Raw genomic sequence first — 25,071 nt, 5'->3', positions numbered from 1 at the left:
AGGTGGAACTTTAAAGGGACACTTGACCGGTGGTGGACTCGGAAGCCCTGTGGCGGGAGGCGTTGTACGGGCCGTCGGGGTTCTTCACCCGCGGTGAGGTGCCCGCCGACCACTTCCGGACCGCGCCCCTGGTGGGCCCTGAGCTGGCCGAAGCGCTGCTCGTGCTGCTCGATCGAGTGGACTTCGCGCTCGGCAGGCCGGCGCGGCTGGACTTCGTGGACGTCGGGGCCGGTGGCGGGGAGCTGGCGGCGGCGGTGCGGTCGGGCGCGCCCGGGTCGTTGGCGGCGCGGTTGGTGGTGACCGCGGTGGACCTCGGGCCGGCCCGGTCGGTGCCGGGTGTGCGGTGGAGGTCGGCGTTGCCCGCCGCGGTGTCCGGGTTGCTGGTGGGGCACGAATGGCTGGACGCGGTGCCGTGCCCGCTGGTCACGGGGCCGTTGTCCCATCCTTGGTTGGATCGGTGGTGGCCGGTGGGAGAGGGGGAGCGGGCGGAGGTCGGGGCGCCGAGGGACGCGGCTTGGGCGCGGGCCGTGTCGCGGGTCGTGCGCGGGGCGGCGTTGGCGGTGGACTACGGGCACGTGCTGGCCGACCGGGCGGCGGGTCGGTACGCGGCGGGGACGTTCGCGGCGTACCGGGGCGGGCGGCGGGTGGAGCCGGTGTTCGACGGCAGCTGCGACCTGACCGCGCACGTGGCGCTGGACGCGTGCGCCGAGGCGGCGGGCGGCGACCGGGTGCTGGTCTCGCAGCGGGACGCCTTGGCGGCGCTGGGCCTGGTGGGCAGGGTGGGCACGGGGGCCGGGGTGGAGTGGTTGGCGGCGGCCGAGCGGGCGTCCCGGATCGCGGAGCTGCGGGCCGAGGGCGGGTTGGGGTCGTTCGGCTGGCTGCTGCACGGCGTCGGCGTGCCCGTGTCGTCCCTGCTCCCGCCCCTGCCCCCGTGGCGGCCTTGAGCCCTACTGGGACCAGGGCGGGGTGATCCGCTGGTCCCCGACCAGGCCGGTGATGCCGACCGACGTGGCGACCAGGACCTTGGCCGGGCCGCCGACCAGCTGGAACTCCACGTGCGGCGGGACGACGACCGTCTCTCCGGCGCCCGCCTCGACCTCGTTGATCGTCACCCGGCCTTCGAGGACGTGGAACACCTCCTCCTTGTCGACCTGGTGCCGCTCGCTCTTCGCGTCCGCCGGCACCTCGACCGTCCACAGGGCGATCTGGGTGCTACCGCCCTTCGACGGCGTGGCGTGGGGGCGGAACACGAAGCCGTGGCGCTCGAACATCGTTCTCCAAACTAGTCAACTTGGTTGTCTTGTAGCAGACTAGGCGACCGTGGAGCCCGTGTCGATCCTGTTCGCCAGGACCTTCCGCCTGATGACCGACCGGTTCCACGAACGACTCGCCGAACGCGACCTCGAACCCCTGCGCCCGGCGCACGGCTTCGTCTTCCGCTACCTCGCCGACCGGCCCGCCGCCACCGCCGTCGACCTCGCCGCCCACCTCGGCGTCTCCAAGCAGGCGGCGACCAAGACCGCGGCCGAGCTGGTCGACTGGGGCTACGTCCACCGGACCCCGCACCCGAAGGACCGCCGCGCCCAGGTCCTGACCCTGACCGGCAAGGGCCGGTCGTACCTCCGCCTCGCCGACTCCCTCTGGGCGGAGCTGGAAGCCGAGTTCGCGGCAGTCGTCGGCGCCGAACGGCTGACCGTCCTGCGCGAGGCGTTGGAGACCTATCTCGCGGACGCCGAGGGCGGTATCCGCCCGGTGTGGTGACACGACGGCCGAAGACCGCCGGCACCGCGACCCGCGCCCGACCAGGGTCGAGCGCATGAGAATCCACGCGCTGCCGGACGACGTGCTGGACCGCGCTCGCGAGCTCGCCGGCACCGACGAGCACCACGAGCTGCACGACGAGTCACCCGGCGCGCCACTGCGCTGCTGCCTGCGCAAGGCCGGACCGGGTGAGCCGGTGATCCTCTTCCGCCACACGCCCACGGCCGGCGTCGGGCCGTACGAGGAGCTGGGGCCGGTGTTCGCCCATGCCGAGCCGTGCGACGGGCCCGCGAGCACCGCGGAGTTCCCGGAGGCGTTCCGCCACGCGCGGCGGACGCTGCGCGCCTACACCGCCGGGGGCCGCATCCACGACGGCGAGATCGCGGAGCCGGAAAGCCTGTCGGACCGCGTCGAGGCGTTGCTCGACCACCCGGAGGTCGCCGAGGTCCAGGTCCGCAGCGTGTCCCACGGGTGCTTCCTGTTCGCGATCACCCGCGATTAGCCCTCGACCCCGGCGACGACGGGCCGTGCGACGATGGGCGGGTGGAGATCACCGTCGGCGTCGGCGCCGGTGCGCGGCACCTCGGGGTCGACCGCGTGGTCGACCTCGGCCCACTGCACCCGTCGGCGCACGGCGCGTACCGGTTGCGGCTGGCGGTCCGCGACGACGAGGTCATCACCGCCGCCGAGCCCCTGGTCGGCCACCTGCACCGGGGCGCGGAGAAGCTGTTCGAGGTCCGCGACTACCGGCAGGTCCTCACCCTGGCCAACCGGCACGACTGGCTCGCCGCCTTCTGCAACGAGCTGGCCGTCGCGCTGGCCGTGGAGCGGATGACCGGCATGGACGTCCCGCCCCGCGCCCAGGCGCTGCGCGTGCTGCTGTGCGAGCTCAACCGGATCATGGCGCACCTGGTCTTCCTCGCACCGCTGACCGGCGCCCGCGACCGCGACGCCGTGCAGGCGGTGCTGGAGGAGGCGTCCGGCGGCCGGATCCACTTCATGGCCAACCGGATCGGCGGCCTGCGCGAGGACGTGCCCGCCGGCTGGACCGACCGGGTGCGCGAGGTGCTGTCCACTGTGGACCCGGGCGAGGCGCCGGCAGGTCTGGCGGGCATCGGCGTGCTGACCCGGGACGCCGCGCTGGCGTTCGGCGTCACCGGTCCGATCGGGCGGGCGTCCGGAGTGGACTTCGACCTGCGCCGCGACGACCCGCTGCCCGGCTACCGGAACCTGGACGTGCGCCCCGTGGTCCGGTCCGAGGGCGACGCGCTGGCCCGCGTCCGCGGCATGGTGGACGAGGTGCGGCACTCGGTCGCGCTCGCCCGCCAGTGCCTGGACCGGCTGCCGACCGGCCCGGTCAACCTGCGCCTGCCCAAGGCGATCAAGGCGCCCGAGGGCTCGGTCTACACGTGGGTCGAGGCGCCGCTGGGCACGTCCGGCGTGCACCTCGCGTCACGGGGCGAGAAGACGCCGTGGCGGCTCAAGCTGCGCACGCCGTCGTTCAACAACGTGCAGGCGCTGTCCGCGCTGCTGCCCGGCACGGGGGTGGCCGACCTGCCCGCGGTGCTCGGGTCGTTCGCCGTGGTCGTCGGCGACATCGACAAGTGAGGGTCAGTCCTCGCGGCGGCGACGGCGGCGGGGCGAGTCGGCGCCGCCGAACGCGGCGAGCAGCTCGCTGACCGACTTGCCGTCCGCGTGCGCCCCGGCGGGCTCGGCCGGCTCCGGCGCGCCGCGCCTGCCGGACGGCTTGGGGCTGTCCTCCCACGAGTCCCAGCGCTCCTCGGCCCGACGCCGACCGCCCGGCTCGCCCGCGGGCTCGGCCGCCCGACGACGGCCCTCCGGCGGCGTCACGGAAGCCGACGCGGAGTCCGCCGAACGCCCGCCGATCGACTCCGGCTCACCGACCACCGGCCGGTGCCCACCGGCCGGCTCGGCCGCGCGGCGCGACCGGCGCACGTCGTCCTCGGTCGTGCGGCGAGCGGCCTCCGACCGACTCGCGACCGGCACGTGCTCGCCGGTCAGCTCGGCCCGCGCCGCGGGTCGGCGCGCCGGTTCGCGGACCGGGTCCGGACGACCCACGGGCCGGTGCTCACCGGTCAGGTCGACCCGGGCGGCCGACCGACGACCGGTCTCGCCCACCGGATCCGGACGCGCCGCGGCCCGCGACTCACCCGTCACGTCCACCCGCGCACCCGACCGACGGTCCGCCTCGCCGACCGGATCCGGGCGTCCGACGGGCCGGTGCTCACCCGTCGCGTCCACCCGCGCCGCAGACCGACGACCCGACTCAACCACCGGATCAGGACGACCCACCGGCCGGTGCTCACCGGTCAGGTCCGCGCGCGCCGCAGGGCGACGACCAGGCTCAACAGGATCCGGGCGCCCGACGGGCCGGTGCTCACTCGTCGCGTCCACCCGCGCGGCGGGCCGACGACCAGGCTCAACCGGATCCGGGCGACCCACCGGACGGTGCTCGCCGGTCAGCTCCACCCGCGCGGTCGACGGCCGGCGCACGTCCGGCGACGCCGCCGACCGCTGCTCGCCGGTCGACTCGACCCGGGGCACGGCCCGCTGCTCACCCGTCGACTCGGGACGCCCCGGCGTCCGCCGCACGGCCCCGCCGGCGGTGTCCGGTCGCCGTGTCTGACCTTCGGCCAGCGCCTCCCGGCTGATCATCTCGGTCCGCTCGGCCACACGGCTGCGCCGCTGCACGGTGTGCTCGGTCTTCGACGGCTCGGCCGCCCGCGTCCGCTCGGCGGGCTCGGCGGGCCGAGCGGCCGCCGCGGGCGCACCCAACCGCGCCGCCACGTCCCGGTTCACCCGCTCGGTCGGATCCGGCTTCGCCGGCTCCCGCCGCACCACCACGGGCGGCGTCGGGCGGGCCTGGGCCGCCGCCCGGGCGGGCTCCCGGCGCACCGGCTGGGCCTGCTCGCGCCGCGCGGGCTCCGGGCGCGTCGGTTCGGGACGCCGCACCTGGTCCTTGCGCGAGGTCTCCACGTTCACCCGCTCGATCAGCTCGGTGCGGTCGACCTGCGGCTTCTCCGCGACCTTCTTCGTCACCGGCACGGCCGGACCGGCGTTGATGATCCGCTGGTCACCCACGGCCATCAGCCGGGACTGGTCGGACAGGGCGCGCATCCGGGTCGACTCGGCGCGCAGCGCCACGCGTTCCACCAGCACCTCGCCGCCGAGCAGGGCCTCCAGGTTCTCCCGCAGGGCGCGCAGCTCGCCGCGCAGCGCCTCCAGGTCGTCCTTGGCCTCCTCCTGCACCCGCTTGCGGGTCTCGGCCTCGACCTCCAGCTCGTACTCGCGCCGCGCCGCGACCTCGCGTTCCAGCTCCAGCTCGTAGACCGACTGCAGGTCGGCCACCTCGTCCTCGCGCTCGGTGATCTGCTTGCGGTACCGGGCCGCGAGGAACGCGCCGACCAGCGCGGCCCACAGCGCGGCCACCACGGCCAACCGCAGCCAGCGGGCGTTGTCGCTCAGCACCAGCACCGCCGCGGCACCGAGTGCGAGCGCCAATGCCGCTACCAGCAGTAGCCGCCCGGAGCCACGACCGTGATCTTGCTGCTCGTCATCGTCCGACGCGCCTCGCCCGGTCATGGCGTCTACCGTACCGGTCAGTTACCCGATTGAGACCTCGGCGTCCGTATCTATTGATCGAGATGCGGGTCGTCGGGCGTCTTGCAGCACCGTTCCAGCCACAGCGCGGCGGCGATGAGCACGGCCGCGCAGACCACCCCGACGATGCCGCTCACCGTGTCGTTGTCGGCCGCCTCGAACTCACCGCGCGCCGGCAGCACGTACACGAGCACACCGGCCCACGCGCCGAGCATGATCGCGCCCAGCAGCGACGAGGCCTTGGCGAACGCCACCGCCCGCGCCGCGGCCAACGGCTCGACCGGCCGCGCGCCCGGCTTGCGCAGGATGCGGGCGCGCAGCGAGAACGCGAGCCACAGGTTGACCGCCGCGATCACGAGCAGGGTGAAACCGGCGAACGTCGGCAGCGGCGGGAGCGTGTCGTAGGCGAGCCTGATCAGCAGGTGCGCGAGCAGGCCCGCGACGAGTCCGGCGGCGAGCAGGTCACGGGGCTTGGTGAACCTCACCCCACCATCGTCCCCGACTACTCGACCAACGCGGTGTCCCGCCTGCCGAACATCGACAGCACGGGCAGCCACGGGGCGGGATCGGCGTCCCAGTCCAGCGCGCGCACCTGGTCGTCGCTGCGCCGTCCACCCAGCACCCGCAGCAACTCGAACGACGACGTCCGCAGCGCGCCCGCGGGCTCGCCCTCGCCCACCACCCGGTCGCCGTGCTCCAACGTGATCCGCAACGCGGGCAGGTGCCGCGCCCGCATCCGCTTGTCCAACTCCTGCAACGGTCGGGTCAACGCGGCGCGCACGGCCACGTTGTCCCGCTCGCCCGGGCGCCCCAGCGCGGTGCGGATGTCGTGCTCGTGCGAGACGATCTCCGCGACCAGCACCGCGCCCGACGGCGAGTCGAACAGCCCTTCGGCGACCTGGAAGCTCCGCTCCCACTCGACCAGCAGCTCGCCCGTGGTGCGGCCGCGCCGGTCGGCGACGTGCCGCTCGCCCCACGACCCGTCCTCGACACCGTCGAACCGCTGCTCGCTGAAGTCGCCCAACTCCGCGGCGAGGTGGGCGAGCACGTCCTTGACCGTCCACCCGGGACAGGCGGCCACCGGCGCATCCGGATCGCCGCCGGTGACCAGGCTGATGATCCGCCGCCGTGCGGCGTCGTAAGTGACCGCGTTGCTCATCGCGCCACCTCCGCGGCCAACGCTAGCCCGGTCGTCCGGGCGCCGCAGCGCCGCTCAGGTCAGCCGGAGATCATCCCGTCGGGTGACCCCGGTGAGGTCCAGACCGGCGAGCAGGTCGCGCACCGGGCCGTGCCCCGGCACGACCGCGTCCGGCTCCACGTCCAGCCACGGCGCCAGCACGGACGCGCGGTCGTGCGCGCCGGGGTGCGGCAGCAGCAGTTCCGGGTCGGACGACCGCACGCCGTCCACCGTCACGACGTCCACGTCCAGCGTGCGCGGCCCCCACCGCCGTTCCCGCACCCGACCGGCGGCCTGCTCCAACGCCTGCCCGCGCCGCAGCCAGCCCCACTCGTCCACGTCGCCGGACACGACCAGCACCGCGTTGAGGAAGTCGCCCTGGTCGGTCACGCCCCACGGCGCGGTCTCGTACACCGGCGACGCGGCCACCAGCACGTCGGCGAACCCGGCCACCGCCAGCCGCAGGTGGCCCAGCCGGTCGCCCAGGTTCGAGCCGAGCGACAGCACCGCCCTAGTCACGGGTGCGCCTGATCGTCACCGAGACGTCCTCGAAGGCCAACGGGATCGGTGCGGACGGCTTGTGCACGGTCACCTCGGTCACCCGCACCCGCAGGTCGGTCATCACCTCGTCGGCGACCTTGCCCGCGACCGTCTCGATCAGGTCGTACGGCCCGCCGGCCACGATCGCCGCCGCGCGCTCGGCCAACTCGCCGTAGTGCAACGTCTCCCGCAGGTCGTCGGTGGCCGCCGCGCGCGACAGGTCCAGCCACGCGGTGATGTCGACCAGGAAGTCCTGGCCGTCGCGCTTCTCGTGCTCGAACACGCCGTGGAACCCGCGCACCCGCAGGCCGCGCAACGAGATCCGGTCGGACACCTCGGCCACCTCCGCTGGAGCGCTCACGTCAGTGGGCACTGCCCCGCCTCCACGCCCCCGCCACCGCGACCGCGTCCAACGACCGGTCCACGTCGTGCACCCGCACGCCCCACGCGCCCGCGAACGCCGCCAGCGCCGACACCGCCGCGGTCGCGTCCTCCCGGCCGTCGGGTGGCCGCTCGCCGAACAGGGCGCCCAGGAAGCGCTTGCGCGACGCGCCGACGAGCACCGGGAAACCCAGCTCCAGCAACGAGTCCAGCCCGTTGAGCAGCTGCCAGTTGTGCGTGGCGTCCTTCGCGAAGCCGAGACCGGGGTCCAGGACGATGTCGTCCGCCGCCACCCCGGCGGCCAGGGCGGCGTCCACCTGGCGGCACAACTCGTCGCGCACGTCGCGCACCACGTCGTCGTACACGGCCAGCTCGTCCATCCGCCTGCTGTGCCCCCGCCAGTGCATCAGCACGTACGGCACGCCCGCCGACGCCACCAGCGGCGCCATCGCCGGGTCGGCCAACCCGCCGGACACGTCGTTCACGATCGTCGCGCCCGCGTCCAGCGCGGCCCGCGCCACCTCGGCCCGCGTGGTGTCCACGCTGACCGGCACGCCCTCCGCGACCAGCGCCCGGATCACCGGCGCGACCCGCCGCGCCTCCACCTCCGGCGACACCCGGTCCGCGCCGGGCCGCGTCGACTCGCCACCCACGTCCACCAGGTCCGCGCCGCGCCGGAACATCGCCACGCCGTGCGCCACCGCCTCGTCCAGGTCGAGGTACCGGCCGCCGTCGGAGAACGAGTCCGGGGTCACGTTGAGCACGCCCATCACCACGCAGTGCCCAGGCCTGGGCACGCTCACCGCAAACGTCCCTTGATCAGCTCGATGGCCTCCGCCCGCGACGACGCCGAGCTGCGCAGCAACCCGCGCACCGCCGAGGTCGTGGTCCGCGAACCGGGCTTGCGCACGCCGCGCATGGCCATGCACAGGTGCTCGGCCTCGACCACCACGATCACGCCGCGCGGTTCGAGCCGGCGCATCAACGCGTCGGCCACCTGCGACGTCAGCCGCTCCTGCACCTGCGGCCGCTTGGCGTACAGGTCGACCAGCCGGGCCAGCTTCGACAACCCGGTCACCCGGCCGTGCTCGTTCGGGATGTACCCGACGTGCGCGACGCCGTGGAACGGCAGCAGGTGGTGCTCGCAGAACGAGAACATCGGGATGTCGGTGACCAGCACCAACTCCTCGTGGCTCTCGTCGAACGTCTTGGCCAGCACGCTGTCCGGGTCGGTGTGCAGCCCGGCGAACAGCTCCCGGTAGGCGCGCGCCACCCGGGCGGGCGTGTCCCGCAGCCCTTCGCGCTCCGGGTCCTCACCGCACGCGAGCAGCAGCTCGCGCACCGCCTCCTCGGCCCGCTTCTGGTCGAAGGGCCGGCGCGCGAGACCGGCCCCCCCGTTCACGGAGAGGCCGGTCTGGTCGATCGCGGTGCCTTGCTCGGTCACGTGCGGTTGTCCGGGTCCGTGTCGAAGGACCGCTTCCCCGCTTCCGCGTCCGTCGGCTCCGGCTGCCACTGCGGTGGCTGCGGGGCGCCGCCGGGCACCGTGGCCGGCGTCCACCCGGGCGGCGCGCCGTAGTTCGGCGGACCGGACGACGGGTGCTGCGGCTGCGGCGGGTAGGACTGCGGCTGGGCCGGCGGGTAGTTCTGGGCCGGCGGGTAGCTCTGCCCCTGCGGGTGGTTCTGGCCCTGGGGGTACGACTGGGCCTGGGGGTAGGGCTGTGCCTGCGGGTACGGCTGGGCCTGCACGCCGTTGCTGCCGTTGGTCGGCGTCGGCACCGGGTCCTGCGCCGGCGGCAGCTCCTGGTCCAGGGTGTCCTCGATCGCGGGCGGCCACGGCTCGCCGCGCTCCTTGGCCAGTTCCGCCGGGGTCTTGACCGGCGGCTTGTCCGACGGGGTGCGGTTGCCGAAGTCGTTGAACTTGGTGATCCGCGGCCGCTTCTCGACGCCGGCGAACACCCGCTCCAGGTCCTTCTGGTGCAGGGTCTCCTTCTCGATCAGCTCCAGCGTCAACGCGTCGAGCACGTCGCGGTAGGTGTTGAGCACCTCGTACGCCTCGGTGTGCGCGGCCTCGATCAGCTCGCGGACTTCCTCGTCGATCTCGTGCGCGACTTCCAGCGAGTAGTCGGCCTGCCGGCCCATGCTGCGGCCGAGGAACGGCTCGCCCTGCTCCTGGCCGTACTTGACCGCGCCGAGCCGGGCGGACATGCCGTACTCGGTCACCATCGCGCGGGCGATCTTGGTCGCCTGCTCGATGTCGTTGGACGCGCCCGTGGTCGGCTCGTGGAAGACCAGCTCCTCGGCGGAGCGGCCGCCCAGCGCGAACACCAGCCGGGCGATCATCTCGGACCTGGTCATCAGGTCCTTGTCCTCCTCGGGCACGGAGAGGGTGTGACCACCCGTCCGGCCGCGGGCCAGGATCGTGACCTTGTAGACCGGGTCGATGTCCGGCATCGCCCACGCGGCCAGGGCGTGCCCGGCCTCGTGGTAGGCGGTGATCTTCTTCTCCTTCTCGGAGATGATCCGGCTCTTGCGGGCCGGACCGCCGATCACCCGGTCGACCGACTCCTCCAGCTCGACGCTGGTGATGATCGTGCCGTTCTTGCGCGCGGTGAGCAGCGCGGCCTCGTTGACCACGTTGGCCAGGTCGGCGCCGGAGAAGCCGACGGTGCGCTTGGCCAGGCCGTCGAGGTCCGCCTCGGGCGCCAACGGCTTGCCCTTGGAGTGCACGCGCAGGATCTGCTTGCGGCCCTTCAGGTCCGGCGCGGACACCGGGATCTGCCGGTCGAACCGGCCGGGGCGCAGCAGCGCCGGGTCGAGGATGTCGGGCCGGTTCGTCGCCGCGATCAGGATGATCCCGCCGCGCGAGTCGAAGCCGTCCATCTCGACCAGCAGCTGGTTGAGCGTCTGCTCGCGCTCGTCGTGCCCGCCGCCCATGCCGGCGCCGCGGTGGCGGCCGACCGCGTCGATCTCGTCGACGAAGATGATGCACGGCGCGTTCTGCTTGGCCTGTTCGAACAGGTCGCGCACGCGCGAGGCGCCGACGCCGACGAACATCTCCACGAAGTCCGAGCCGGAGATCGAGTAGAACGGCACCCCGGCCTCACCGGCCACGGCGCGCGCGAGCAGCGTCTTGCCGGTGCCGGGCGGGCCGTACAGCAGCACGCCCTTGGGGATCTTCGCGCCCAGGGCCTGGTAGCGGCCCGGGTTCTGCAGGAAGTCCTTGATCTCGTAGAGCTCTTCGACGGCCTCTTCGGCGCCCGCGACGTCCGCGAACGTCGTCTTGGGCATGTCCTTGGACAGCTGCTTCGCCTTGGACTTGCCGAAGTTCAGGACGCGGTTCCCGCCGCCCTGGGCGTTGTTCATCATCCACATCAGCAGGAGCAGCAGCAGGCCCAGCGGGACCAGGTACAGCAGCATCTGCATCAGGAACGAGTCCTGGGTGACCTTGGTCTCGACGACCGGCTTGTTGCCCGCCTGGTCGAGGATGGTGAAGATCTCGTCCGTTGAGCTCGCCGGGAACTGGGCGCGCACGCGGTTGCTGCCCTCGACGGTCACCCCGTCGTTGAGGGTGAGCTTGAGGAGCTGCTCCTTGTCCTCGATCGTGGCTTCCTTGACCTGGCCGTCCCGGATCTGTTGCAGTGCCTGGGACGTCTTGATCGGGGTGTAGCCCCGGTTGTCGTCGAAGAGCACGTTGAAGGCGTAAAAGAGCAGCAACACCGCCACGATCCACAGCAGCGGGTTGCGAAGCAGGCGCTTGCGGTCCATGCACTTACGGCCGGCGGGCGGCCTCGACCCTCCCTGACTTGTCGACGGGCGCAGACGGGCACACCCGTCCGACCAGACTACCGCCCATGGCTCGGGCGAAGCGCTCCGCGTGCGGGCCCTGTCGCGTCTTGCCCGACCAACGGGCGAGGGCCGCCCGGGGTTCCCGTGGTGACCGCGAACACGGATCCCAGGTCAGCGCGGTTCAGCCGGTCGGATGACTCGATCATGAACCGGGTGGGGCTCAACCCCGTAACACTTACATGGGGTGGTCCGTTACTAGCAGGTAGCGACGATGTGAGGACCATTCGAGTGATGTAGAACACGAGAGTTTGTCATGTGAGTGAGCCGTGTCATCCTCGGCCAACCACCGAGTGTTCTTCGCCCACCCGAAAGGGTGAACACCGACCGAAGGTACGAAGCATGTCAGCTCGCAACCCGGACAAGCCCGGTCGCTTCCGCCGCGTCCTCCTGCCCGTCGGCGCGCTGCTCGGCGTCATCGCCGCCGCGGGCGTCACCGTGGTGGCGCTGCGAGCCACCAGCGGCCCCGAGTGCCGGGGCACCCTCCCGCTCAAGATCGCGGTCACCCCGGCGATCGAGGAGGTCGTCCGCGGCGCCGCCGACGACTACCAGACCACCCAACCCATGGTGGACGACAAGTGCGTGCAGGTGCAGGTGGAGGCGCGCGGCGCGGCCGACGTGGCCAACGAGCTGCCGACCGCGCAGATCAACCCGCCCGCGCTGTGGGTGCCGGACTCGTCCATGTGGGCGGCGGAGACCCAGCGGCAGGCCGGTGACGAGGGCGCCGAGGCGCCGCGGCTGGACATCCTCGACCCGCTGGCGAGCTCGCCGCTGGTGATCGCGGGCTCGGAGCGGGCGATGACCGCGCTCGGCTGGCCGATCTCGCCCGTGACCTGGGCGAAGGTGGTCGACCCCACGGTGCCGGTGACGTTGAGCGACCCGACCACGTCCACCGAGGGCCTGGCCACGCTGGCGGTCATCCGCGCGCAGCTGGGCAACCCGGACGGCACGCCGAAGCCGGAGCTGATCGGCGCGCTGCTGCGGGTGGGCCGCAACGCGCTGCCGTCCGTGCGCGACGCGTTCGGCAAGGCCGTGCAGGGCGCGGAGAACGCGCCGGTGTTCACCGCTTCGGAGCAGTCCGTGCTGGCCGCCAACCGGGCGGCCGGGGCGCGCCGCGTGGTCGCGTCCTACCCCAAGGAGGGCACGGTCTCGTTCGACTACCCGCTGGTGCGGGTGAGCCGGCCGGGCGAGCAGGCGGGCACCGCGCAGGCCGCGGTGGACTTCGAGAAGGCGTTGCGCACCGGCCGGACCGCCCAGCGGTTCACCGAGGCGGGCTTCCGCACGGCCGACGGCAGCGCGCCCGGCGGGTGGACGAACGAGGAGCACGGCGTGCGCGGCGACGACGTGGCCGTGCTGAAGACGCCGGACCCGGACCAGGTCTCCGAGCTGCTGCGGACGTGGGGCGCGGTGAGCCTGGACACCAGGCTGCTGGCCGTGCTGGACGTCTCCGGTTCGATGGCGGAGAAGATGAGCAACGGCCAGACCAGGATCGAGGCGGCCCGGGAGGCGGCGCTGACCGCGCTGGGCATGCTGCCCGACACCTCGGAGATCGGCCTCTGGGCGTTCTCGACGAACAAGAAGCCGCCGAACGACTGGATCGAGCTGGTGCCGGTCGGACCGCTGGGCGAGCCGATCGGCGGCGCGCCGCGCCGGGTGCAGCTGCAGAAGGGCGCGGGGAACCTGCCCGCCCTGGTCGGCGGCGGCACGTCGTTGCACGAGACGGCGCTGGCCGCGTTCCGACACGTGCAGCAGACCTACGACCCGTCGAAGATCAACTCGGTCACGCTGATCACCGACGGCAGCAATGACGACATCTCCAGCATCGACCTGCCCGGCCTGCTGGCCACCTTGAAGCAGGAGGCCGACCCGGCCCGCCCGGTGCCGATGATCATGGTGGGCCTGGGCGCCGACGCCGACATGAACGCGTTGCGCCAGATCGCCGACGCCACCGGCGGCAAGGCCTACCAGGCCATGGAGCCAGAGGACATCCGCGGCGTGCTCCTGGACGGCATCTCGCAGAGGCGCTGCCGGCCGAACTGCTGACGGCGAGTCGGAACGGGGGCGGCACCATCGCGGGCCGCCCCCGTTCCGCGTCCTCAGCTTGAGTAGACCTTCGGGTCCAGGGTGCCGATGTAGGGCAGGTCGCGGTAGCGCTCGGCGTAGTCCAGGCCGTAGCCGACGACGAACTCGTTGGGGATCTCGAAGCCGACGTACTTGACCGGCACCTCGACCTTCACCGCGTCCGGCTTGCGCAGCAGCGTGCACACCTCCAGCGACCGCGGCTTGCGCGACGCCAGGTTCTTGAGCAGCCACGACAGCGTCAGGCCCGAGTCGATGATGTCCTCGACGATGATCACGTCGCGGTCCGCGATGTCCCGGTCGAGGTCCTTGAGGATGCGCACCACGCCGGAGGACGAGGTCGACGAGCCGTAGGAGCTCACCGCCATGAACTCCAGCTGCACCGGCACCGGCAACGCCCTGGCCAGGTCGGTCATGAACATCACCGCGCCCTTGAGCACGGTGATCAGCACCAGGTCGTTCACACCGTCGGCCGGGTAGTCAGCCGCGACCTTGTTGGCCAGCTCGGTGACCTTGTCGCTGATCTCCTGCTCACTGATGAGCACGGAACTGATGTCGCCGTCGTACACGGACGGTTCCCCTTTTGTCATGACTGCACTGGTTCCACTCGCAGCCTGCCATGCGCGCGCCGCGCCACAAAGCCGCCGGGCAGCCACACGCCGCCCTGTCCACGCCACTCGCTCACCAGTGCGTCGACCCGGCGCAGGTGCGAGTCGGACAACTCGGGCACGTCCTCGGCCAGCAGCCAGCGGCGCAGGACGCGGCGGCGCAGCGCGGTCGGCAGGCGTGCCACGTCGTCGACCGAGCGGCAGTCGCCGTCGAACGCCTCGGCGAGCTCGTCCAGCGCGTCGTTGTCCTCACGCAGGTGGGCCGCAGTGCGGGCGAGGGCGTCGGCCACCCCGCCCCGGAGGACCTCCTCCAGCAGCGGGAGGACCTCGCGGCGCAGGCGGACCCTGGTGTAGCGCGGGTCCTCGTTGTGCGGGTCGCTCCACGGCGTGAGGCCGAGTTCGGCACAGGCGGCGTTCGTCACGGCCCGGGAGACGCGCAGCAGCGGACGGCCCCACGGCGGGTCGTGCGGGCGCATCCCGGCGATGCTGCGCGGCCCGGAGCCGCGGCCGAGGCCGAGCAGCACCGTCTCCGCCTGGTCGTCCCTGGTGTGGCCGAGCAGCACCAGGCCGCGCTCCGGTCTCAGCGCCGCGTACCTGGCCCGGCGGGCGGCCGCTTCAGGACCACCCGGTCCGGTGACGACGACGCGGCGCACCTCGGCGGTCAGGCCCAGCTCGCGGCAGGTGTGCGCGGCCCGTTCGGCGACGTCGGCGGAGTCGGCTTGCAGGCCGTGGTCCACGACGACGGCCCTGGCCTCGGTGAGCCCGGCCGTGACGGCGGCCAGGGCGAGCGAGTCCGCGCCGCCGCTCACCGCGACGGTCACCTGGTCGGGTCGGTGCTCGTGCAGGAAGCGCTTGACGGCCGTGCGCACTTCGGCGAGGGGTCCGTTCACGACTGGTCGCTCATGGCTGCTCGCTCACGGCTGGACGCGACGCAGCCACCCCGCCGGGTCGGCGATCTCCGCGCGCGTGGGCAGGGTGTCCGCGCTGGTCCAGATGGTGTTGAAGCGGTCCATGCCGACCGCGTCGACCACGTGCCCGGTGAACGCCGCGCCCTCCGCGTACTGGCGGACCTTCGCCTCGACGCCGAGGAGGGTGCGCAGCACCCGGTCCAGCACACCACCGCCCTGGCGGCGGGCGGTGAAGCGCTCGCGGATCGTGCGGACCGACGGCACGACGTCCGGGCCGACGGCGTCCATCACGTGGTCGGCGTGGCCCTCCAGCAGCGTCGACAGGGCGATGAGCCGGTCGAGCACCTCGCGCTGCGCGGGGCTCTGCAGCAGTTCCACCAGGCCGCCCGCCTCGCGCAGCCGCTTCGGCAGGTCGCGCAGGCGTGGCGCGGAGCTCTCGTCCATGCTGCCGAGCAGGGTGCCGACCAGGCCCGCGAAGTGGTCGGCGAGCCACGGCACGGCGGTGAACTGCAGGCGGTGGGTGCCCTCGTGCAGGCACACCCACATGCTGAAGTCCTCGCCGGAGACGTCGAGGGCGCGTTGGGCGCCGACGATGTTCGGCGCGACCAGCAGCAGCCGGCCGCCTTCGGAGAACGGGTCGTACTGGCCGAGCACCCGGCCGCTGAGGAACGCGATGACGACACCCGCCTGGACGCCCGCCGTGCCCGCGAGGACGCCGCTGAGCGCGCCGGACTGCTTCGGCAGGGCGCCGTCGGTGAGCGCGGCGAGCCCTTGCACGGCGGCGCGCACCCAAGCCGGCCGGTCGACCACCTCGCCCTGCTTGAGCGGCAGCCCGTGACCGAGGCCGGTGAGGTCGCGGACGTGCACCTCGGCGTCCACGGCGAGTTCGCGCAGGCGGTGCACGGCGACGTCGGCCTCGGCTCTGGGCACGACCGGGCCGGGGCGGACGAGCCTGGTCGCCGTGGTGACGGCCAGGGCCCAATCGACCGGGGCACTGCGGTCCTGCGTCGCCGGGTTCACCCTCCTGACGCTACCTGCGCAACCCGCCCGAACGTAGAACTCTCACGTCCTGAACGTACGACTCACGCGTTCCGAACGTAGGACTCACGCGAGAGTCCTACGTTCAGGTCGCGCGTGTCCTACGTCCGGAACAGGCGTGTCCTACGTTCAGGTACCCCGAGTTCAACGCTCAGGACAGGTCAGCAGCCGCAACCGCGCAGGGCGGCGGCCATCTCGTCCAGCGCGCCACGCACCTGCGCGAGCTCGTCGCCGCTCAACGAGATGAACGCGAACACCAGCAGCCGCCCCTCGGCGTCCACCACCACGCCCGCGAGCGAGTTCACGCTGGTCAACGTGCCCGTCTTGGCCCGCACCCAACCGCGCCCGCCGGCACCCCACTGCTCGTAGCGGTTGGCCAGCGTGCCGCTGCCGCCCGCCACCGGCAGGGCCGTCAGCAACGGGCGCAGCTTGGCCGTCCTGGGGTCGGAGGCGTCCGGCTTGGCCGCCGCCACGAGCACGTCGGCCAGCAGCTTCGCGGGCACCTTGTCGTTCGGCGACAACCCGCTGCCGTCCACCATCGTGGCCGCCGACAGGTCGAACCCGTTCTCCGTCAGCACGTCCCGCACGGCCTTGGCCGCACCGGCGAACGACGGCTCCGCCCCGCGCGCCTTGGCCACCTCCCGCGCCATCGTCTCGGCCAGCACGTTGTCCGAGATCTGCATCAGGTTCTCGACCAACCGGTCCACCGGCACGGACTTCACCTCGCCGAGCACCTCCGCGCCCGGCGGCGCCACGCCCGCAGCCACCGCCGGCACGCCCAACCGCTGCGCCAACCCCTGCGCCGCCAGCGCCGCGGGGGTCGACGTGCGCCGCACCTCGTCCTTCGTCGGGTCCTCACGCCCGCCGTCCAGCATCACCGGCTCGATCGGCGCGACGTACCCGCCCGGCACGTCGTCGGGGTGCCAACCGGGCGCGGTCCCCGGTCCCGCGTACCGGGACACGTCGTACTGCACCTGCGTCACCGGGCCACCGGCGGCACGCACCTGCGCGGCCAGGTCGTCGATCGTCGCCGCGCCCGGGTACACCGTCGGCTGCCCGGCGGGCAGGGACGACAGCGTCGGGTCACCCCCGCCGACCAGCACGACCGACCCCGGCTGCGCGCCCCGCACGACCTTGGTCGACAGCTGGGACGTGTGGTCGAGGCTCAGCAACGCCGCCGCGGCGGTGAGGATCTTGATCGTGGACGCGGGCGTCAACGGCGTCGCCTCGCCCTGGTTCCACAGCACCGTCCCGGTGACCGGGTCCACCACCACGCCCGACACGGGGTCCAGCAGCCCGTTCGCCGCCGGACCGGCCAGCACCGCGCGCACGCCCGCGGCCGTGGCCGGGGTGCCGCCCGCGCCGACCCCCTTCATCGCCAACGACACGGGCGCGGGCGGCAGCGGCGCGGCCGTCGTCGGCGCCGGGGTGGTGTCGAACCACCCCATCCGGGTGCCGGTCACCGCCGTGCCCGCGAGGGCGATCACCATCAAGGCCACTGCGGCGAGCACGAACGGGCGCTTCCGACGACGCGCCGGGAGTGCCGGCGCTTCACTTTCCGTGATCGGTTCAGGGACCGGTTCAGGTTCCGACTTGATCTCGGTCGGCGGCGCCGCGGCGGGCGGCGAGACCGGCTTCGGCGGCACCCTGACGGGCTCGGCGCGCACCGGCGCGGTGATCCGCATGGTGGGCGGGTCAGGCCGCCTGACCTGCACCGTCGGCGGCTCGCGGTCGACCTCGTCACCGTCAACGGTCGGCCACGATGGCTCGTCGGGCACGCAGTCCTCCGCGGTCGAGTACGGGCAACGTCACACCCTCGGCAAGGGGTTGACGAGACGTCGTAGTCCACACTAGTGGCGTAACGAACGGCGAAGACGAGCGAGGACCGCGCAGTGGAGTTCGACGTCACCATCGAGATCCCCAAGGGGGTCCGCAACAAGTACGAGATGGACCACAAGACGGGGCGCATCCGGCTGGACCGGACCCTGTTCACGGCCACTCAGTACCCGGCGGACTACGGGTTCGTCGACAACACGCTGGGCGAGGACGGCGACCCGCTCGACGCGCTCGTGATCGTCCAGGAGCCGACGTTCCCCGGCTGCCTGATCAAGTCGCGGGCGATCGGCATGTTCCGGATGACCGACGAGAAGGGCGGCGACGACAAGCTGCTCTGCGTCCCGGCGGAGGACCCGCGCTCGGAGCACCTGCGCGACATCCACCACCTCAACGAGTTCTACCGGCTGGAGATCCAGCACTTCTTCGAGGTCTACAAGGACCTGGAGCCGGGCAAGAGCGTCGAGGGCGCGACGTGGGTCGGCCGCACCGAGGCCGAGGCCGAGATCGTCCGCTCGTACCAGCGCCTGAAGGACGCCGTGGCGCGCGGCGAAGAGCACTGAGCCGAACCTGAGCCGACGCGGCAGAGGCCCGCTCCCCCGATCGGGGAGCGGGCCTCTTCTTTCGTCCGACGGCGCCGGGCGCTACCGGATCAGTGCATCGCGATCGGGGCGGGCTTCTCGTCCTCCGCGCTCGCGTCCTGCACCCGCTCCAGGCCGGACCGGTTGGACAGCGGCACCTCGCGCAGGAACCAGATCATCGCGAAACCGATCAGCGTCACCACGCTGCCGACCAGGAACACCAGGTCGATCGACTCGGAGAAGCCGTCCAGGAACGGCCGGGCCAGCGCCGGGTCGAGCTTGGTCAGGAACTCGGTGTTGTCCAGGTCGAAGCCGCCGCCGCCCTGCAACCCGGCGGCGAACTCGCGGTTCTCCGGTCGGGCCAGCGCGGCCTGGAAGTCCGGCGTGCCCGCGGCCGTGCGCAGCGCGTTGCCGATCTTGTCGCCGACCGTGCTGAACAGGATCGACAGGAACACCGCGGTGCCGACCGTGCCGCCGATCTGGCGGAAGAACGTGGCCGACGAGGTCGCCACGCCCATGTCGCGCGGCTCGGCGTCGTTCTGGATGGCCACCAGCAGCGTCTGCATGCACAGGCCGAGGCCCGCGCCGGTGAAGAACATCAGCACCAGCGGCTGGTAGCTCGGCGTGTCCGTGCCGACGAAGCTGAACAGGAACAGCGAGACCGTCATCAACCCGAACCCGATCACCGGGAACACCTTGTAGCGGCCGGTCTTCGCGGTGATGTTGCCGCTCGTGCCCGCCGCCGTCATGATGCCCAGCGTCAGCGGCAGCATCATCAGGCCCGACTCGGTGGCCGAGTAGCCCTTGACGATCTGCAGGTACAGCGGCAGCGACACCATCGCGCCGAACATCCCGACGCCCAGCACGAAGTTGATCCCGTTGCCCAGCGAGAACGTCTGCCGCTTGAACAGCCGCAGCGGGAGCAGCGCCTCGTCGCCCATGCGCCGCTCGGTGAGCACGAACCCGATCAGGCCCAGCACGCCGACGACGTACATGGCGATCGCGGTGCCCGACGCCCAGCCCCACTCGCGGCCCTGCTCGGCCACGATCAGCAGCGGCACCAGGCCGACGGTCAGCAGACCGGCGCCGACGAAGTCGATCCGGTGGTTCACCCGCTGGTGCGGGATGTTGAGCACCTTGGCCACCACGGCCAGCGCGACCAGCGCGATCGGCACGTTGATCAGGAACACCCAGCGCCAGCCGGCCGTGCCCAGGAACGACTCCATGCCCGCGAACAGGCCGCCGACGACCGGGCCCGCGACGCTGGAGATGCCGAACACGGCCATGAAGTAGCCGGTGTAGCGGCTGCGCTCACGCGGCGAGGTGATGTCCGCCAGGATCGCCATGGCCAACGACATCAGACCGCCGGCGCCCAGGCCCTGCACCGCGCGGAACGCGGCCAGCTCGTACATCGAGTTCGCGATGCCGGACAGCAGCGAGCCGGCGAGGAACAGCGAGATCGCGGTCAGGTACATCGGCTTGCGGCCGTAGATGTCGGACAGCTTGCCGTACAGCGGCGTGGAGACCGTCGCGGTGATCAGGTACGCGGTGGTGGCCCACGCCTGCAACGTCTGGCCGTGCAGCTCGTCCGCGATGGTCTTCATGGCCGTGGCCACGATCATCTGGTCGAGCGCGGCCAGGAACAGCCCGAGCAGCAGGCCCGACAGGATCGTCAGGATCTGCCGGTGGGTGAGCAGGGCGGCGCCGGGTGGCGGCGCGTCCGCTCGGGTTGTCGCTTCCGACATCACTTCTCCCCTTCTGAGCGCGGCCCCAGTCCGCTCTCAGCGATGAAATCCGGTAGCGCCTTCTCGTAGTCCCCCACGAAGCGCTCGAAGTACTCGATGAACTGGCCCCACTCGTGCGCGGGCCAGTCCGCGAACAGGCGGGCCAGCGCCGCGTTGCGCTGCGCCCGGCGTTCGGCCAGCAGACGGGCGCCGGCCTCGGTCACCGCCAGCACGCTCGCCCGGCCGTCCTCCGGGTCGGCCCGGCGTTCCACCAGGCCGTCCTTGACCAGGGTCGCCACCTGGCGGCTGACCGTGGACGGGTCGGAGAACACCGCCTCGGCCAGCGCGCTCGCCCGCGACGGGCCGAGCTGGTTGAGGTTGGCCAGCAGCACGAAGGAGGCCTTGTCCAGGCCCGACTTGCTCATGTGCGCGGCGACGCAGGCGTGCATCTTGTTCATGCGGACCAGCGCCATGCCGACGCGGTCGGCCATGGCGAGCTCATCGGCCCGCACTCCGTCACTCACCGGGGTCGCCATCGCACACTCCGTTTGCTTGCATCAACCAACTAGTTGCTGAGTACAAGCATGAACTTTGCCGCGCGCGTTGGCAAACGAAATACCGGTGACCCCGGTCTCACGGTCGCCGCTGATCACCGCGTAGTAGAACGTCCCCATGAAGGTCGACCGGCTGGAGATCGAGTACGACCCGCGGACCGTCCTCGACGCGGCACGGGCGGCCGAGGCCGGGGGTTGCGACGGGTTCTGGTTGGCCGAGACCCGGCACGACCCGTTCCTCGCGCTGGGCCGCGTGGCGGACCAGGTGGCGCGGGTCGAGCTGGGCACGGCGATCGCGGTGGCGTTCGCGCGCAACCCCATGAGCACCGCGGTGCAGGCCAACGACCTCCAGCTGCTGTCCGGCGGCCGGTTCAACCTCGGGCTGGGCTCGCAGGTGGAGCCGCACGTCACCAAGCGGTTCGGCATGCCGTGGTCACGGCCCGCCGCGCGGATGCGCGAGTTCGTGCTGGCGCTGCGCGCGATCTGGGAGGCCTGGGCCACCGGGGAGCGGCTGAGGTTCCGCGGCGAGTTCTACACGCACACGCTGATGACGCCGTTCTTCGACCCCGGCCCCAACCCGCACGGCCCGCCGAAGGTGTGGCTGGCGGGCGTCGGCGAGCTGATGACCGAGGTCGCGGGCGAGGTGGCCGACGGGTTCCTGTGCCACGCCTTCACCACCGAGCGGTACCTGCGCGAGGTGACGCTGCCCGCGTTGGCGCGGGGCCGGGCCAAGGCGGGCAGGACGCTCGCCGGGTTGGAGATCAGCGGACCGTCGCTGGTGGCCTGCGACGAGGCCGCCGTGGCCGAGGTCAGGCGGCAGATCGCGTTCTACGGCTCCACGCCCGCCTACCGCAAGGTGCTCGACCTGCACGGGTGGGCCGACCTGCACGAGGAACTGCACCGCCTGTCCCGGCGGCGCCAGTGGGACGACATGGCCGCCGCCGTCGGCGACGACGTTCTCCACACCTTCGCGATCGTGGGCACGCCGGAGGAGGCGAAGGCCGAGGCGACCCGCCGCTACGGCGACGTGATCACCAGGATCGCGGCGCCGGTCCTCAGGACCGGATGAGGTGCGGTCCGCTCGGATCTTCCCGCACCCAGTGCCGGAACAACTCGGCCCGAACCCGCGCCACGGTCCGCCGCCGCACCCAGCGCCGACGCCCCACGCGCGCCGCGAGCACGGCCAGCGGCAACGCCAGCACGGTCACCACGACCATCGTGACCATCGCCATCACCTCCACGGTGGCAACGACACCGTCGCCCACACCTGACGCCAATGGTGAAAAGGTCACCCCGATGGAGCAGTGTCGCCGACTCGCGCCGTAATCGGCGAGCGAACGAGCGGAACGGGGCCGGACACGACGAAGGCCCCGGGTGGGACACCCGGGGCCTTCGGATCTCGCGAGCCGCCTATCGGAATCGAACCGATGACCTGCTCATTACGAGTGAGCCGCTCTGGCCGACTGAGCTAAGGCGGCGAGACGCGACAACTATAGCCCAACCCAAGAGCGTCACCGCGCCGGGGTTGGCTCGTTGGAACAGGAGTGACGCTGCTCACGCGCGCGTCGCGAGGACGACGCCGCCATGGAGGTTCGACCACATGCGCTTGATGGCCTTGCCCGCCGCCGCCGTGCTGGTCGCGCTCTGCGCCGCTCCCGCCCTCGCCCAGCCGACGACGACCCCCGTGCCCGGCCCGCGCGACCCGAACCAGCCGCCGGTGTCCGCCGGACCGGCACCCACCGCGCACGCGATCGGCGACGCGGGAACCGGGTTGGCCGTGGTCAGGCTCGCGCCGGACTCGACGCCCACCGAGACGATCCTGCCCGGCTTCGGCGAGCAGCTGCCCAAGCAGGCGGCGGCCGAGATCGGTGTCGGGCTCGCCTCCGCCCAGGCCAACACCGAGTCCTACCTCGCCTCCGAGCGCTCGGTGGCGCAGGCGTCGCCGCTGGGCTTCGCGGTGCGGGGCCGGGCGCCGCAGACGCCGGGCACCCTGGTGCAGACCGCCTCGCCGGACAACGCCACGCCCGTCACCGGTGGCCTCACGCCGCCCGCCACGCCACTGGACGCCCTGCTCAAGGTCGGTCTGCTCAACGGCAGCGTGCACGCCCGGTGGGACGACGACCTGGGCCCGTGCGTGCAACCGCTCGCGGACGCCAAGACCTCCGTTGCGTCCCTCAGCGTGCTCAACGCGATCCCGACCCTGCCCAGCACGCCGGACCTCACCGACCTGCTCGCCGGCGACGCGCCGAAGCTCGACGCGACCGCCAAGCAGTCCCTGATCGACCAGGTCAAGCAGCTGACCGCGCCGCTCAGCCAACTCGGCGGCCTGCTCTCCGGCACGCCCGACAGCGGCGCGGACGGCTCGCTGCTCAGCCTCCCGGACACGCTCGCCGCCCGTTCCACGGTCGAGCTGGTCGACCTGCCCGGCAGCCCGAACAAGGCCGTCCGGTCGACCTCCACGCTCCAGGCCGCGAGCGTGCGGCTGCTGGCCGGCACCCCGGCCGAGATCCGCGTCGACGTGGTCGGCCAGCCGACCCTCGTCGCGCTGTCCACCGGCGACCAGGCCACGTCGAAGATCAGCTACACCGCGCCGGTGCTGCGGGTCAGCCAGGGCGGCAAGGAGCTCGGCACGCTCGACGCGGCCAACCCCAGGCTGGACGTGCCGATCGGGCTCACGCCCGGCCAGAAGCTGCCGCTCGTCGGCGCCCTGGCCGAAGGGCTGCCCAAGCTCGACATCGGCGTGCTGCGACTGCAGATCGCGCAGCTCAACCAGAAGGACATGGTGCTCGACGGACCCCTCCAGCAGGACGGTCCCACCATCAAGGGCTTCATGCTCGGCGCCACCGCGCGCCTGCTCGACCTCCAGCTGCTGCCGACCGACGCGCTCGGTCTGCCGAACCTGCCGTCGGCGCTGGCACAGGTGTCCCTGGGTGAGCAGATCGTGCGCGCGGCGGCGCCGAGCGGCGGCGTGGTCTGCGCTCCCACGCAGGCGCCGCCGGGCGGTGGCGGGCAGGCGGCGCCGCCGAAGGGCCGACCGCTGGCCTACACCAACGCCGCGTACCAGGCGGTGCCGATCTTCTGGACCGGGACCGCCCTGCTGCTGATCGGCGCCGTCCTGGTCGGCGCGCTGCCGAACCGCCGCCGCCCGACGGCACGCCCGGCCGGCGTCAGGACCCGATCGCCCGAGCCACCGCCCGCGGCCTGAGCACGGGCCGTCAGCCCCGCTGGAGCGTGGTGAGCATGGCCTCGATGGCGATGCGCGGCTTCACGTTCAGCTCCAGCGCGGTCCGGCAGTTCAGCACGGCCTCAAGCCTGCGCAACGTCGACTCCGGCGTCCACTCCGACGCCGCCGCACGGGCGTCCTCGGCCCGGTCCGGGTGGTTGAGCACGGCCCGCGCGCCGGTCGTGGTCACCAGCACGTCCCGGTAGAACGCGGCCAGGTCGACCAGCGCCTGGTCCAGCGAGTCGCGCTGGGTCCGGGTGGCCCGCGACTTCTGCCGCTTCTCCAGGTCCTTCAACGCGCCCTTGGCACCGCGTGACGCGGCGGCCGTGCCCTTGCCCGTGCCGCCACCGCCCATGGCGGTCTCCAACGCCTCGCGTTCGGCCACGTCACGACCCTCGTTCGCGGTCAACGCGTCGCCCTCGGCGGCCGAGACGAGCTGGTCGGCGCAGGTGAAGATGTCCGCGGGCCGGCGCAACGCCATGGGGATCCGCAGCACGGCCTCGCGCCGCGACCGGGACTGCTCGTCGGTCGCCAACCGCCGCGCCCGGCCCACGTGCCCGCCGCACACCGAGGCCGCCCACGACGCCACCTCCGGCGCCACGCCCTCGTCCTCCAACGCCGACGCGATCGCCGCGGCCCGCGGCGTGGCCAGCGACACGATCCGGCACCGCGACCGGATGGTCACCGACACGTCCTCGGGGTGGTCCGACGGCGCGCACAGCAGGAACACGGTCCGCGCCGGAGGCTCCTCGACGGCCTTGAGCAGCGCGTTCGCCGCGCCCTCGGTGAGCCGGTCGGCGTCGGCGATGATCACCACCTGCCACCGCCCGGACGTCGGCCGCCGGGCCGACACCTGCACCAGCGACCGCATCTCGGCCACCGAGATCGACAGGCCCTCGGGCGCGACCACCCGCACGTCGGCGTGCGTGCCCGCCAGCGCGGTGTGGCACCCGGCGCACGAACCGCAGCCCGGCCGGTCGTCCGCGGTGGTGCACAGCAACGCGGCGGCGAACGCCCGTGCCGCCACCGAGCGCCCCGACCCGGGCGGCCCGGTGAACAGCCACGCGTGGGTCATCGCACCCGGCGCCGGCGACCCGCCCGCCACGATCGACGCGGCGGCCTCGGCCGCCGCCGACAACACCGCGACCGCCTCGGGTTGACCGACGACGTCGCCCCACACACCACGGTTCACCAGCCGAC

General features: G+C 72.8%; 26 protein-coding genes and 1 tRNA gene. 9 read left to right on the top strand and 18 right to left on the bottom strand.

Annotation, left to right across the window (positions count from 1 at the left end; all coding sequences use genetic code 11):
• Window positions 1-29 precede the first annotated feature (29 nt).
• Complete coding sequence (locus ACYVLT_RS33015) at window positions 30-944, top strand: SAM-dependent methyltransferase (RefSeq protein WP_461124038.1); 915 nt, start codon at window positions 30-32, stop codon at window positions 942-944.
• 3 nt (window positions 945-947) lie between these two features.
• Here the strand turns inward: ACYVLT_RS33015 and ACYVLT_RS33010 are convergent, their stop codons facing one another.
• The gene (locus ACYVLT_RS33010) at window positions 948-1,271 is read right to left on the bottom strand and encodes a cupin domain-containing protein (RefSeq protein ID WP_461124037.1); all 324 of its coding nucleotides are present in this window, start codon (window positions 1,269-1,271) and stop codon (window positions 948-950) included.
• Between the two features lie 58 nt (window positions 1,272-1,329).
• Here ACYVLT_RS33010 and ACYVLT_RS33005 point away from each other — a divergent pair, with 58 nt between their 5' ends.
• Genes ACYVLT_RS33005 through ACYVLT_RS32995 form a run of 3 tightly spaced genes read left to right on the top strand, consistent with a single transcriptional unit; the run spans window position 1,330 to window position 3,369 of the window.
• A complete protein-coding gene (locus tag ACYVLT_RS33005) occupies window positions 1,330-1,761 on the top strand; it encodes a MarR family winged helix-turn-helix transcriptional regulator (protein WP_461124036.1) in 432 nt (143 codons plus the stop codon).
• A gap of 55 nt (window positions 1,762-1,816) precedes the next feature.
• Window positions 1,817-2,263 carry a DUF1203 domain-containing protein gene (locus ACYVLT_RS33000; RefSeq protein ID WP_461124035.1) on the top strand — a complete coding sequence of 149 codons (447 nt, stop codon included), beginning with the start codon at window positions 1,817-1,819 and terminating at the stop codon, window positions 2,261-2,263.
• Window positions 2,264-2,304: 41 nt separating this feature from the next.
• Window positions 2,305-3,369: an NADH-quinone oxidoreductase subunit D gene (locus ACYVLT_RS32995; RefSeq protein ID WP_461124034.1), complete on the top strand. Its 1,065-nt coding sequence runs from the start codon at window positions 2,305-2,307 to the stop codon at window positions 3,367-3,369.
• A gap of 3 nt (window positions 3,370-3,372) precedes the next feature.
• Here the strand turns inward: ACYVLT_RS32995 and ACYVLT_RS32990 are convergent, their stop codons facing one another.
• Genes ACYVLT_RS32990 through ftsH form a run of 8 tightly spaced genes read right to left on the bottom strand, consistent with a single transcriptional unit; the run spans window position 3,373 to window position 11,245 of the window.
• Window positions 3,373-5,364 carry a DUF6779 domain-containing protein gene (locus ACYVLT_RS32990; RefSeq protein ID WP_461124033.1) on the bottom strand — a complete coding sequence of 664 codons (1,992 nt, stop codon included), beginning with the start codon at window positions 5,362-5,364 and terminating at the stop codon, window positions 3,373-3,375.
• 50 nt (window positions 5,365-5,414) lie between these two features.
• Window positions 5,415-5,867 (bottom strand): DUF3180 domain-containing protein, encoded by a 453-nt coding sequence (locus ACYVLT_RS32985; RefSeq protein WP_461124032.1) that lies wholly within the window; start codon window positions 5,865-5,867, stop codon window positions 5,415-5,417.
• Between the two features lie 17 nt (window positions 5,868-5,884).
• Window positions 5,885-6,541, bottom strand: a complete 657-nt coding sequence (locus ACYVLT_RS32980) for a maleylpyruvate isomerase family mycothiol-dependent enzyme (RefSeq protein ID WP_461124031.1) — start codon at window positions 6,539-6,541, stop codon at window positions 5,885-5,887.
• A 54-nt stretch (window positions 6,542-6,595) separates the two neighbouring features.
• On the bottom strand, window positions 6,596-7,078 hold the full coding sequence (gene folK, locus ACYVLT_RS32975) for a 2-amino-4-hydroxy-6-hydroxymethyldihydropteridine diphosphokinase (protein ID WP_461124030.1): 483 nt from the start codon (window positions 7,076-7,078) through the stop codon (window positions 6,596-6,598).
• On the bottom strand, window positions 7,071-7,433 hold the full coding sequence (gene folB, locus ACYVLT_RS32970) for a dihydroneopterin aldolase (RefSeq protein ID WP_461124176.1): 363 nt from the start codon (window positions 7,431-7,433) through the stop codon (window positions 7,071-7,073). The genes folK and folB overlap by 8 nt, the downstream gene beginning before the upstream one ends.
• Before the next feature lie 28 nt (window positions 7,434-7,461).
• Window positions 7,462-8,250 carry a dihydropteroate synthase gene (gene folP, locus ACYVLT_RS32965; RefSeq protein ID WP_461124175.1) on the bottom strand — a complete coding sequence of 263 codons (789 nt, stop codon included), beginning with the start codon at window positions 8,248-8,250 and terminating at the stop codon, window positions 7,462-7,464.
• Between the two features lie 29 nt (window positions 8,251-8,279).
• Window positions 8,280-8,903, bottom strand: coding sequence for a GTP cyclohydrolase I FolE (gene folE / locus ACYVLT_RS32960; RefSeq protein ID WP_461124174.1), 624 nt, complete (start codon window positions 8,901-8,903; stop codon window positions 8,280-8,282).
• A 17-nt stretch (window positions 8,904-8,920) separates the two neighbouring features.
• Window positions 8,921-11,245: an ATP-dependent zinc metalloprotease FtsH gene (ftsH, locus tag ACYVLT_RS32955; protein ID WP_461124029.1), complete on the bottom strand. Its 2,325-nt coding sequence runs from the start codon at window positions 11,243-11,245 to the stop codon at window positions 8,921-8,923.
• 420 nt (window positions 11,246-11,665) lie between these two features.
• Here ftsH and ACYVLT_RS32950 point away from each other — a divergent pair, with 420 nt between their 5' ends.
• Window positions 11,666-13,366 (top strand): substrate-binding and VWA domain-containing protein, encoded by a 1,701-nt coding sequence (locus ACYVLT_RS32950; protein WP_461124028.1) that lies wholly within the window; start codon window positions 11,666-11,668, stop codon window positions 13,364-13,366.
• 53 nt (window positions 13,367-13,419) lie between these two features.
• Here the strand turns inward: ACYVLT_RS32950 and hpt are convergent, their stop codons facing one another.
• From hpt to dacB, 4 genes are all read right to left on the bottom strand, one after another.
• Window positions 13,420-13,971 (bottom strand): hypoxanthine phosphoribosyltransferase, encoded by a 552-nt coding sequence (hpt, locus tag ACYVLT_RS32945; protein WP_461124173.1) that lies wholly within the window; start codon window positions 13,969-13,971, stop codon window positions 13,420-13,422.
• 17 nt (window positions 13,972-13,988) lie between these two features.
• Entirely contained in the window at window positions 13,989-14,900 is a 912-nt protein-coding gene (gene tilS, locus ACYVLT_RS32940; RefSeq protein ID WP_461124027.1) for a tRNA lysidine(34) synthetase TilS, read from the bottom strand.
• A 24-nt stretch (window positions 14,901-14,924) separates the two neighbouring features.
• Window positions 14,925-15,938 (bottom strand): zinc-dependent metalloprotease, encoded by a 1,014-nt coding sequence (locus tag ACYVLT_RS32935; protein ID WP_461124026.1) that lies wholly within the window; start codon window positions 15,936-15,938, stop codon window positions 14,925-14,927.
• A 179-nt stretch (window positions 15,939-16,117) separates the two neighbouring features.
• Entirely contained in the window at window positions 16,118-17,446 is a 1,329-nt protein-coding gene (gene dacB / locus ACYVLT_RS32930; protein ID WP_461124025.1) for a D-alanyl-D-alanine carboxypeptidase/D-alanyl-D-alanine endopeptidase, read from the bottom strand.
• 103 nt (window positions 17,447-17,549) lie between these two features.
• On the opposite strand from dacB, the gene ACYVLT_RS32925 reads away from it, so the two are divergent.
• Both ACYVLT_RS32925 and ACYVLT_RS32920 read left to right on the top strand, forming a co-directional pair.
• Complete coding sequence (locus ACYVLT_RS32925) at window positions 17,550-17,810, top strand: hypothetical protein (RefSeq protein WP_461124024.1); 261 nt, start codon at window positions 17,550-17,552, stop codon at window positions 17,808-17,810.
• 38 nt (window positions 17,811-17,848) lie between these two features.
• Entirely contained in the window at window positions 17,849-18,352 is a 504-nt protein-coding gene (locus tag ACYVLT_RS32920) for an inorganic diphosphatase (RefSeq protein WP_360466180.1), read from the top strand.
• An 89-nt stretch (window positions 18,353-18,441) separates the two neighbouring features.
• On the opposite strand, the gene ACYVLT_RS32915 is transcribed toward ACYVLT_RS32920, so the two are convergent.
• Both ACYVLT_RS32915 and ACYVLT_RS32910 read right to left on the bottom strand, forming a co-directional pair.
• On the bottom strand, window positions 18,442-20,115 hold the full coding sequence (locus ACYVLT_RS32915) for an MDR family MFS transporter (protein ID WP_461124023.1): 1,674 nt from the start codon (window positions 20,113-20,115) through the stop codon (window positions 18,442-18,444).
• Window positions 20,115-20,618: a MarR family winged helix-turn-helix transcriptional regulator gene (locus ACYVLT_RS32910; protein WP_461124022.1), complete on the bottom strand. Its 504-nt coding sequence runs from the start codon at window positions 20,616-20,618 to the stop codon at window positions 20,115-20,117. The genes ACYVLT_RS32915 and ACYVLT_RS32910 overlap by 1 nt, the downstream gene beginning before the upstream one ends.
• 148 nt (window positions 20,619-20,766) lie before the next feature.
• On the opposite strand from ACYVLT_RS32910, the gene ACYVLT_RS32905 reads away from it, so the two are divergent.
• A complete protein-coding gene (locus ACYVLT_RS32905; RefSeq protein ID WP_461124021.1) occupies window positions 20,767-21,717 on the top strand; it encodes a TIGR03617 family F420-dependent LLM class oxidoreductase in 951 nt (316 codons plus the stop codon).
• Here ACYVLT_RS32905 and ACYVLT_RS32900 read toward each other — a convergent pair.
• On the bottom strand, window positions 21,704-21,880 hold the full coding sequence (locus ACYVLT_RS32900; RefSeq protein ID WP_461124020.1) for a hypothetical protein: 177 nt from the start codon (window positions 21,878-21,880) through the stop codon (window positions 21,704-21,706). The genes ACYVLT_RS32905 and ACYVLT_RS32900 overlap by 14 nt on opposite strands.
• A 172-nt stretch (window positions 21,881-22,052) precedes the next feature.
• Window positions 22,053-22,126: transfer RNA gene (locus tag ACYVLT_RS32895), tRNA-Thr, on the bottom strand.
• Between the two features lie 122 nt (window positions 22,127-22,248).
• Between ACYVLT_RS32895 and ACYVLT_RS32890 the strand changes: the two genes are divergently transcribed.
• Window positions 22,249-23,853 (top strand): hypothetical protein, encoded by a 1,605-nt coding sequence (locus ACYVLT_RS32890; RefSeq protein ID WP_461124019.1) that lies wholly within the window; start codon window positions 22,249-22,251, stop codon window positions 23,851-23,853.
• Window positions 23,854-23,863: 10 nt separating this feature from the next.
• On the opposite strand, the gene ACYVLT_RS32885 is transcribed toward ACYVLT_RS32890, so the two are convergent.
• On the bottom strand, window positions 23,864-25,063 hold the full coding sequence (locus tag ACYVLT_RS32885) for a DNA polymerase III subunit delta' (protein WP_461124018.1): 1,200 nt from the start codon (window positions 25,061-25,063) through the stop codon (window positions 23,864-23,866).
• Window positions 25,064-25,071 lie beyond the last annotated feature (8 nt).

The sequence above is a fragment of the Saccharothrix stipae genome (genome assembly GCF_054781895.1).
Note: the sequence above shows the minus strand (reverse complement) of the source record. Positions and strands in the feature narration are given on the sequence as shown.

Excerpts from the sequence above, each read along its gene's own strand:
- ACYVLT_RS32905 (WP_461124021.1), top strand. The coding sequence starts at position 20,767 with ATGAAGGTCGACCGGCTGGAGATCGAGTACGACCCGCGGACCGTCCTC.
- ACYVLT_RS32915 (WP_461124023.1), bottom strand. The coding sequence starts at position 20,115 with ATGTCGGAAGCGACAACCCGAGCGGACGCGCCGCCACCCGGCGCCGCC.
- ACYVLT_RS32990 (WP_461124033.1), bottom strand. The coding sequence starts at position 5,364 with ATGACCGGGCGAGGCGCGTCGGACGATGACGAGCAGCAAGATCACGGT.
- ACYVLT_RS32900 (WP_461124020.1), bottom strand. The coding sequence starts at position 21,880 with ATGGCGATGGTCACGATGGTCGTGGTGACCGTGCTGGCGTTGCCGCTG.
- ACYVLT_RS32980 (WP_461124031.1), bottom strand. The coding sequence starts at position 6,541 with ATGAGCAACGCGGTCACTTACGACGCCGCACGGCGGCGGATCATCAGC.
- ACYVLT_RS33000 (WP_461124035.1), top strand. The coding sequence starts at position 1,817 with ATGAGAATCCACGCGCTGCCGGACGACGTGCTGGACCGCGCTCGCGAG.
- ftsH (WP_461124029.1), bottom strand. The coding sequence starts at position 11,245 with ATGGACCGCAAGCGCCTGCTTCGCAACCCGCTGCTGTGGATCGTGGCG.
- ACYVLT_RS32890 (WP_461124019.1), top strand. The coding sequence starts at position 22,249 with ATGCGCTTGATGGCCTTGCCCGCCGCCGCCGTGCTGGTCGCGCTCTGC.
- ACYVLT_RS32950 (WP_461124028.1), top strand. The coding sequence starts at position 11,666 with ATGTCAGCTCGCAACCCGGACAAGCCCGGTCGCTTCCGCCGCGTCCTC.
- folP (WP_461124175.1), bottom strand. The coding sequence starts at position 8,250 with ATGGGCGTGCTCAACGTGACCCCGGACTCGTTCTCCGACGGCGGCCGG.
- dacB (WP_461124025.1), bottom strand. The coding sequence starts at position 17,446 with ATGGTGATCGCCCTCGCGGGCACGGCGGTGACCGGCACCCGGATGGGG.
- ACYVLT_RS33010 (WP_461124037.1), bottom strand. The coding sequence starts at position 1,271 with ATGTTCGAGCGCCACGGCTTCGTGTTCCGCCCCCACGCCACGCCGTCG.